This window comes from Nocardiopsis yanglingensis (genome assembly GCF_045809185.1).
GTDB classification, from domain to species: Bacteria; Pseudomonadota; Gammaproteobacteria; order Xanthomonadales; family Xanthomonadaceae; genus Stenotrophomonas; species Stenotrophomonas yanglingensis.
This window is the reverse complement of record NZ_JBJNRH010000030.1, coordinates 1-8708: the sequence shown is the minus strand read 5'-3', so window position 1 is coordinate 8708 and position 8708 is coordinate 1. Positions and strand designations below refer to the sequence as shown.

The window sequence follows — 8708 nt, the reverse complement described above, 5'->3', positions numbered from 1 at the left end:
GGGGGGGGGGGGGGGGGGGGGGGGCGCCCCGCCCCCCCCCCGGGGGGGGGGGGCCCCCCCCCCCCGGGGCCCCCCCCCCCCCCCCCCGCCCCCCACCCCGCCTTCGACAGTTTCCTGCGATCTGTCGGAACGGCGTATTGCTCTGGTAGGTGTCGACCTTGGTCGACTGCTCTGGTGGGTGTCGACCTTGGTCGACACAGTAGATCCACGCAATGCGTGGATGATTCATTCGATATCTGACAGAAAAATCGTGTCGACCAAGGTCGACACCTACCAATAGCCGCGCGGAACAACGGCCGCAGTTACCAACAGCTGCGGGAACCTGTCGAAGGCGGGGCACTGTGGGTTTGCGGGGTGTGAGCGGCATGGATGCCGCGACCAAGCCCCCATGGACGGGTTAACGGCGTCCCCGCACACCCACAGTGCCCCGCCATCCCACGGAATGCGCGCTGTTGCTGTTGCTGTTGCCGGCCAGCGGCCGGCACTACCGCAGGTGCAGGGCTGCAAGCCCTGCCTAACCCCTAGAACGGAGCCGCTGACTCGAACGCGAGCGCCTCGCCCGTCACCGGATGGGTGAACTGCAGGCTGCGCGCATGCAGATGCACGCGCTGCGCCGGTGCGGCGCCATACAGCACGTCACCAACGATGGGATGGCCGAGACTGGCCATGTGCAGGCGCAGCTGATGGCTGCGGCCAGTGATCGGTTGCAACGCCACGCGGGTGCGCTGCGCTTCAACATCACGCGCCATTACACGCCAACGCGTCAGCGCCGGCTTGCCGCGTTCGTGATCGACCATCTGCTTCGGCCGGTTCGGCCAGTCCACGATCAGCGGCAGGTCCACTTCGCCGGCCTCGCCTTCGAGCAGCCCCTGCACCACCGCTTCATACCGCTTGCCAACCTGGCGCTGCTCGAACTGCATCGACAACGCTGCCTGCATCTCCTTGCCACGCGCATGCAGCAGCAGGCCGGAGGTCACCTGGTCCAGGCGATGCACGGTCAACGCATCCGGGTACAGCGCCTGCAGGCGCGCGACCACGCAGTCCTGGTTCTCGGCGCTGCGGCCAGGCACGGACAGCAGGCCGGCCGGCTTCTCGGCTACCAGCAGCGCGTCGTCGATGTAGTGCAGGTGGATCATGCGGTTCCGTATCCGTCCAAACAAAAACGGGGAAGCCGAAGCTTCCCCGTTTTCTGCGTACCGACCAACGGTCGGTACCTACCTCGATGGAAGACGTACCGACCGGAGCCGGTACCGCCTGCATCAGCCCAGCAGGTGGGCGACGCCGGCGCGCTCTTCTTCCAGCTCGGCCAGGGTCTTGTCGATGTACTTCTGGCTGAAGTCGTCGATCGGCAGATCCTTGACCAGGGTGTACTTGCCGTTCTCGGTGGTCACCGCGAAGCCGAAGATCACGCCTTCCGGAATGCCGTAGGAACCGTCGGACGGCACGCCCATGGTGACCCACTTGCCGTTGCTGCCCAGCACCCAGTCACGCACGTGGTCGATCGCTGCGTTGGCGGCCGAAGCAGCCGAGGACGAACCGCGGGCTTCGATGATCGCCGCGCCGCGCTTGCCCACGGTCGGGATGAAGGTGTTGGCGTTCCACTCCTGGTCGTTGATCGCATCGGCGATCGACGCACCATCTGCGGTGGCGAAACGGTAGTCCGGGTACATGGTCGGGCTGTGGTTGCCCCACACGACCAGCTTCTCCATGCCACCGACCGGCTTGCCGAGCTTGGTCGACAGCTGGCTCAGGGCGCGGTTGTGGTCCAGGCGCAGCATGGCGGTGAAGTTTTCCGGCTTCAGGTCCGGGGCCGACTTCATCGCGATGTAGGCGTTGGTGTTGGCCGGGTTGCCGACCACCAGCACCTTCACGTCACGGCTGGCGACCTTGTTCAGCGCTGCGCCCTGGGCGGTGAAGATCTTGGCGTTTTCCAGCAGCAGGTCCTTGCGCTCCATGCCCGGGCCACGCGGACGTGCACCAACCAGCAGGGCGATGTCGGCGTCCTTGAACGCCACTTCGGCGTCATCGGTGCCGACCATGCCGGCCAGCAGCGGGAAGGCGCAGTCTTCCAGCTCCATCATCACGCCCTTCAGGGCGGCCTGGGCCTTGTCGACCGGCAGTTCCAGCAGCTGCAGGATGACCGGCTGGTCCTTGCCCAGCATTTCGCCGGAGGCGATGCGGAACAGCAGGGCATAACCGATCTGGCCGGCGGCGCCGGTCACGGCAACACGAACGGGTGCTTTCATGGGGGTTTCCTCTTGCTTGCAAGCGTTTGATGGGACGCCGCGGGCGTGGCCACGCAGGCCTGGCGGGCGGCGGGGAACAGGGAAACGGCCACCCGTGGGTGGCCGTTTCGAAGGGGGGGTCAGGCGGCGAGGTGCTTGTTCCACTCCGCGACGCGCTCGGCCTGGGCGGCCAGCACGGCGTCGACGTCGCCTTCCAGGGTGATCGAATGGATCACGTCGCCCTGCTTGACCGAATCGACGATGGCCTGGCCTTCCAGGACCTTGCCGAAGACGGTGTGGCGGCCGTCCAGCCAGTCGGTCTTGATGTGGGTGATGAAGAACTGGCTGCCGTTGGTGTTCGGGCCGGCGTTGGCCATCGACAGCGAGCCGACCTCGTGCTTCACGCCATTCTTCTCGTCTTCGAACTTGTAGCCCGGGCCGCCGGTGCCACGACCCTGCGGGCAGCCGCCCTGGATCATGAAGTCGGCGATCACGCGGTGGAAGATCAGGCCGTCATAGAAACCGTGCTTGACCAGGTTCACGAAGTTGGCCACGGTCAGCGGCGCCTTGTCGGCGAACAGCTCGACCTTGATCGGGCCCTGGGTGGTGTCGAAAGTGGCGATGAGGGACATGAAGATCCTTGATGCAGAGGGGAACGCGTCTAGCCACCTAGTTTACACCTGCCTCGTGGCGGCGGCGGCTTCGACCATCGGCGGAGAGCCCGGCTTCAGCCACCGGACGGGTGTCCTGCCACGCTGACCAGGCGGCCTCGGCCGGCGCCGCCGACAGCCAGCTGAATGGGCCCCATGACGGGTGTGAAATCCACCTTTTCGCGAATCGTCAAGTTCGACGTATAATGTTGGACTTCTTTTTCCAAATCCGGCGCCGACTGGCCCCCTTTCGTATGTCCATCGAAAATCTTCGCAACATCGCCATCGTCGCCCACGTCGACCATGGCAAGACCACCCTGGTCGACCAGCTGCTGAAGCAGTCCGGCACCCTGTCCGAGCGCACCGTCCTCGCCGAGCGCGTGATGGACAGCAACGACCAGGAAAAGGAACGCGGCATCACCATCCTGGCCAAGAACACCGCCATCACCTGGGAAGACAAGAAGACCGGTATCAAGAACCGGATCAACATCGTCGACACCCCCGGCCACGCCGACTTCGGTGGTGAGGTCGAGCGCGTGCTGTCGATGGTCGACACCGTGCTGATCCTGGTCGACGCGATGGACGGCCCGATGCCGCAGACCCGCTTCGTGACCCAGAAGGCCTTCGCGATGGGCTTCAAGCCGATCGTCGTGGTCAACAAGGTCGACCGTCCGGGCGCCCGTCCGGAATGGGTGATCGACCAGGTCTTCGACCTGTTCGACAAGCTCGGCGCCACCAACGAGCAGCTGGACTTCCCGATCGTCTACGCCTCGGGCCTGAACGGCTACGCTGGCCTGGAAGACACCGTGCGCGACGGCGACATGACCCCGCTGTACGAAGCGATCATGCAGCACGCGCCGCGTCCGGAAGTTGACCCGGAAGGCCCGTTCCAGATGCGCATCAGCCAGCTGGACTACAACAACTTCGTGGGCGTGATCGGCATCGGCCGCATCCAGCGCGGCACCCTGAAGAAGAACATGCAGGTCGCGGTCATCGACCGTGAAGGCAAGAAGCGCAACGGCAAGGTGCTGCAGGTGCTGGGCTTCATGGGCCTGGAGCGCATCGAGCAGGATACCGCCGAGGCCGGCGACATCGTGGCCATCTCCGGCATCCAGGAGCTGACCATCTCCGACACCATCTGTGCTCCGGACACCCCGGAAGCCCTGCCGGCGCTGACCGTCGACGAGCCCACCATCTCGATGACCTTCCAGGTCAACAACTCGCCGTTCGCCGGCAACAAGGACCTGTCCGGTGGCAAGTTCCTGACCAGCCGCCAGATCAAGGACCGCCTGGACCGTGAAAAGGTCCACAACGTGGCCCTGAAGGTCGAGCAGCTGGAAGACGCCGACAAGTTCCTGGTTTCCGGCCGTGGCGAACTGCACCTGTCGGTGCTGATCGAGAACATGCGTCGCGAAGGCTACGAGCTGGCCGTGTCGCGCCCGGAAGTGATCATCAAGGAAATCGACGGCCAGATGATGGAGCCGATCGAGCAGCTGGTGGTGGACATCGAAGAAATCCACCAGGGCGGCGTGATGGAAAAGCTGGGCACCCGCAAGGGCCAGCTGAAGAACATGGAATCGGACGGCAAGGGCCGCGTGCGCCTGGAATACTCGATCCCGGCCCGTGGCCTGATCGGCTTCCAGAACGAATTCAAGACCCTGACCCAGGGTTCGGGCCTGCTGTTCCATGTGTTCGACCACTACGGTCCGAAGGAACAGGGCGCGATCGCCAAGCGCATCAACGGCGTGATGATCGCCAATGCGCCGGGCACCACGCCGGCCTACTCGCTGGGCCCGCTGCAGGAACGCGGCAAGCTGTTCGCTGCTGAAGGCGACAACGTGTATGAAGGTCAGCTGGTCGGCATCCACTCCAAGGACAACGACCTGACCGTCAACGCGATCAAGACCAAGCCGCTGACCAACATGCGCGCTTCGGGCAAGGACGATGCGATCCAGCTGACCCCGGCGATCAAGTACTCGCTGGAACAGGCCCTGGACTTCATCGAAGACGACGAGCTGGTCGAGATCACCCCGAAGGAGATCCGTCTGCGCAAGAAGTTCCTGACCGAAAGCGACCGCAAGAAGGCTTCGCGCGGCGGCTGAGCCAGCACCTCGTGAACCAGAGCGGCTACAACCCGGATCCACACCGGCATCCGGGTCTCCATGTCATCGCCCTGCTCGAAGCGAGCAAGGCGATGCTGGCGCTGTTGGCCGCCACCGGGCTGGAAGTGCTCGGACCGCAGCCGCTGCGGCACGGCATCATGGTCCTGATCCGGCGTTTCAGCCTGGATCCGGACCATGGCACCCTGCCCTCGCTGCTGCACATGATCAGCCCCGACGCGGTGCACCTGGCCGCGGCGGGGATGATCGGCTACGGCCTGCTGCACCTGGTCGAAGCCTGGGGCCTGTGGCGGGCCAAGGCCTGGGCCTCCTGGCTGGGTTGCCTGACCGCCTCGCTGTACCTGCCCTTCGACATCTTCGCGATCATCCGCCACCCCGGCTGGCCGTCGTGGACGATCCTGGCGATCAACCTGATCGTGGTCTACGTGCTCGCCCGCGACCTGCGCAAGCGCCACCGCTGAGCACCGGCTACACTGGGGATTGGAGCCGACCAAGCCGCCCCATGCGCCCGTCCTTGCCGCCTCTGCTGATCTGCCTGCTCGCCGCGCTGCCGGCGCTGCTTTCGGCTGGCTGCAGCCCGGCCACGTCCAGCGCGCATGCGGCCGAACCTGCGAGCCGCAACGTGCCGTTCCCGTACGCCGAAACCGATGTCACCGACCTGCAGGCGCGGATGACCGCCGGTGAACTGGACAGCACCACCCTGACCCAGGCCTACCTGCAGCGCATTGCCGCCCTGGACCGCACCGGGCCGCGCCTGCGCGCGGTGATCGAGCTCAACCCCGACGCTCTGAAGGACGCCGCCGAGCGCGACCGCGAGCGCCGCGATGGGCGCCTGCGCGGGCCGCTGCACGGCATCCCGCTGCTGCTGAAGGACAACATCAATGCCGCGCCGATGGCCACCAGTGCCGGCTCGCTGGCCCTGCAGGGCTTCCGCCCGGATGATGCCTACCTGGTGCGCCGGCTGCGCGAAGCCGGTGCAGTGGTGCTGGGCAAGACCAATCTGAGCGAATGGGCCAATTTCCGCGGCAATGATTCAATCTCCGGCTGGAGCGCGCGCGGCGGCCAGACCCGCAATCCCTATCGGCTGAGCCATTCGCCCTGTGGCTCCAGCAGCGGCAGCGCGGTGGCCGTGGCCGCCAACCTGGCCAGCGTGGCGATCGGCACCGAGACCGACGGCAGCATCGTCTGCCCGGCGGCGATCAACGGCGTGGTCGGCCTGAAGCCGACGGTCGGCCTGGTCAGCCGCGACGGCATCATCCCGATCTCCTTCAGCCAGGACACCGCTGGACCGATGGCGCGCAGTGTCGCCGATGCCGCCGCTGTGCTGACCGCGATCGCGGGCCGCGACGATGCCGACCCGGCCACCGCGACCATGCCCGGCCGCGCGGTCTACGACTACACCGCGCGACTGGACCCGCAGGGCCTGCGCGGCAAGCGAATCGGCCTGCTGCAGACACCGCTGCTGAAGTACCGTGGCATGCCGCCACTGATCGAACAGGCGGCGACCGAGCTGCGTCGCGCCGGCGCCGTGGTGGTGCCGGTGGAGCTGCCCAACCAGGGCGCCTGGGCCGAGGCCGAGCGCACGCTGCTGCTGTACGAATTCAAGGCTGGTCTGGAGCGCTACTTCAGCACCCACCGCGCACCACTGCGCAGCCTGGCCGAACTGATTGCCTTCAACCAGGCGCACAGCAAGCAGGAACTGGGCCTGTTCGGCCAGGAGCTGCTGGTGGAGGCCGATGCCACTGCCGGCCTGGCCGACCCCGCCTACATCCGCGCGCGCAGCGATGCGCGCCGCCTGGCCGGCCCGGAAGGCATCGACGCCGCCCTCGCCGCCCACCAGCTTGATGCGCTGGTCGCGCCCACCACCGGCGTGACCTGGCCGATCCGCAGCGAAGGCGACGACTTCCCCGGCGAGAGCTACAGCGCCGCCGCCGTGGCCGGTTATCCCAGCCTCACCGTCCCGATGGGCCAGATCGATGGCCTGCCGGTCGGCCTGCTGTTCATGGGCACCGCCTGGAGCGAACCGAAGCTGATCGAAATGGCCTATGCCTACGAACAGCGCACGCGCGCACGCAAGCCGCCGCACTTCGATACCGATGCGCTGATCGACGCCGGCGAGCCGTGATCGGGGTAGTGGGGGGGGGGGGGCGCGCCCCCCCCCACCCCCCCCCACCCCCCCCCCCCCCGCCCCCCCCCGCCCCCGGCGGGCCCCCCCCCCACCCCCCCCCCCCCAAACCCCCCCCCCCGGGAGCCCCCCCCCCCCGGGGGCCGCCCCGCGCCCGCCACTACCGGTCCAGGGAGTCCACCGGCACGATCGCCGCTTCACCATCCTCCGCACCTGGTGAACGCACATCCGCGGTGCGTGCACGTGGGCCGCGCGGCATATCCAGCTCGTCATCGTGTTGCAGCCGCGCACGCACCTGCGGCAGCGACTGCGGATGCTCGCGCGCGAGGAAATCAAGCATGCGTTCGCGCACCAGGCAACGCAGGTCGAAGGCATCACCGGAGCTGCGCGCGCTGACCAGCAGGCGCACCTGGATCGCACGCTCACTGGTCTCGGTCACCTGGGTCACGCAGACCCGGCCATCCCACAGCGCTTCGCCCCGGCAGATGCGTTCGAGCTCGGCACGGATCGCCGCAATCGGCGCCCGGTAGTCCAACCACAGGAACGCGGTGCCGAGCAGGTCGGCGCTGCGCCGCGTCCAGTTCTGGAACGGGTTTTCGATGAACCAGGTCAGCGGCACCACCATCCGCCGCTCATCCCAGATACGCACCACCACGTAGCTGCTGCCGATCTCCTCGATGCGGCCCCACTCGCCCTCGACGATCACCACGTCATCCAGCCGGATCGGCTGCGTCACCGCGATCTGCAGGCCAGCGATCAGGTTGCCGAACACCGGCTTGGCGGCGATGCCCGCCACCAGGCCGATCAGGCCCGCCGATGCCAGCAGCGCGGTGCCGATCTTCTGCACCATGGGAAAGGTCAGCAGTACCAGCGACGCGCCGAGCACGATGATGCCGCCCATCAGCACGCGGCTGAGCACCCGCGTCTGGGTCTGGATGCGGCGTGCCTCCAGGTTGTCCGAGACATCGATGGGATGGCTGCGCAGGATTGCCCGCTCACCCGCCGCCACCGCGCGTACCAGCAACCAGATGAAGCACGCGGTCAGCGCGATGTGCAGCACATGCTGCAGATTGCCCAGCAGCGGATCCTGCAGCGGTGTGGCCTGCAACGCGGGGATCAACAGCAGCAGCGGCCATGCGGTGGCCATCGGCAGCCCGAGTACACGACCGATGCGCGCACGCCGGCGATCACGCCCTTTCAGCCGGTGATAGATCCACAGGATCAGCCACGCGCCGATGCCGCCCACCAACGCTGCCAGACCCAACGGCCATGCATATGCCTGTGCGCTTTGCCAGTGCACCGTTGCCACCTCCACTCGAACAGCCAAGCAGACAGCCTCGCGCATGGGGCATGAGCGTCACGTCAGCCGTTCGTAAGAAGGGTGTTGGTCGGCAGGGCTTGCAGCCCTGCACCTGCTGCAGTCAACGGCAACAACAACAGCAACAGCAACAGCAGAAGCGGGTTTCCTGTGGGGTGGCGGGGCGGGTCCGGTTGCGGGGGGCGCTGCAAGTACGTCCATGTAAGCTCGGTCGCCGCATCCATGCGGCTCACGCCCCCGCACCCGGACCCACCCCGCCTTCGACAGATC

7 protein-coding genes are annotated in these 8708 nt (G+C 67.0%); 3 read left to right on the top strand and 4 right to left on the bottom strand.

From position 1 onward, the window contains the following. Positions 1–521 precede the first annotated feature (521 nt). The 3 genes from ACJ7C5_RS21030 to ACJ7C5_RS21020 all read right to left on the bottom strand — a co-directional run bounded on the left by ACJ7C5_RS21030 (position 522) and on the right by ACJ7C5_RS21020 (position 2857). The gene (locus ACJ7C5_RS21030; RefSeq protein ID WP_412704945.1) at positions 522–1136 is read right to left on the bottom strand and encodes an RluA family pseudouridine synthase; all 615 of its coding nucleotides are present in this window, start codon (positions 1134–1136) and stop codon (positions 522–524) included. Positions 1137–1259: 123 nt separating this feature from the next. Continuing rightward, positions 1260–2246, bottom strand: a complete 987-nt coding sequence (locus ACJ7C5_RS21025) for a malate dehydrogenase (RefSeq protein WP_004153634.1) — start codon at positions 2244–2246, stop codon at positions 1260–1262. A gap of 119 nt (positions 2247–2365) precedes the next feature. Further along, complete coding sequence (locus tag ACJ7C5_RS21020; RefSeq protein ID WP_004153629.1) at positions 2366–2857, bottom strand: peptidylprolyl isomerase; 492 nt, start codon at positions 2855–2857, stop codon at positions 2366–2368. A 272-nt stretch (positions 2858–3129) separates the two neighbouring features. Here ACJ7C5_RS21020 and typA point away from each other — a divergent pair, with 272 nt between their 5' ends. The 3 genes from typA to ACJ7C5_RS21005 are packed head-to-tail and all read left to right on the top strand — an operon-like array spanning position 3130 to position 7120. Further along, on the top strand, positions 3130–4977 hold the full coding sequence (gene typA / locus ACJ7C5_RS21015) for a translational GTPase TypA (protein WP_032129766.1): 1848 nt from the start codon (positions 3130–3132) through the stop codon (positions 4975–4977). 11 nt (positions 4978–4988) lie between these two features. Beyond that, positions 4989–5456, top strand: coding sequence for a DUF2127 domain-containing protein (locus tag ACJ7C5_RS21010; protein ID WP_005415426.1), 468 nt, complete (start codon positions 4989–4991; stop codon positions 5454–5456). Between the two features lie 41 nt (positions 5457–5497). Further along, complete coding sequence (locus ACJ7C5_RS21005) at positions 5498–7120, top strand: amidase (protein ID WP_412704944.1); 1623 nt, start codon at positions 5498–5500, stop codon at positions 7118–7120. A 160-nt stretch (positions 7121–7280) separates the two neighbouring features. Here the strand turns inward: ACJ7C5_RS21005 and ACJ7C5_RS21000 are convergent, their stop codons facing one another. After that, positions 7281–8420, bottom strand: coding sequence for a mechanosensitive ion channel family protein (locus ACJ7C5_RS21000; RefSeq protein ID WP_412704943.1), 1140 nt, complete (start codon positions 8418–8420; stop codon positions 7281–7283). Between the last annotated feature and the right edge of the window lie 288 nt (positions 8421–8708).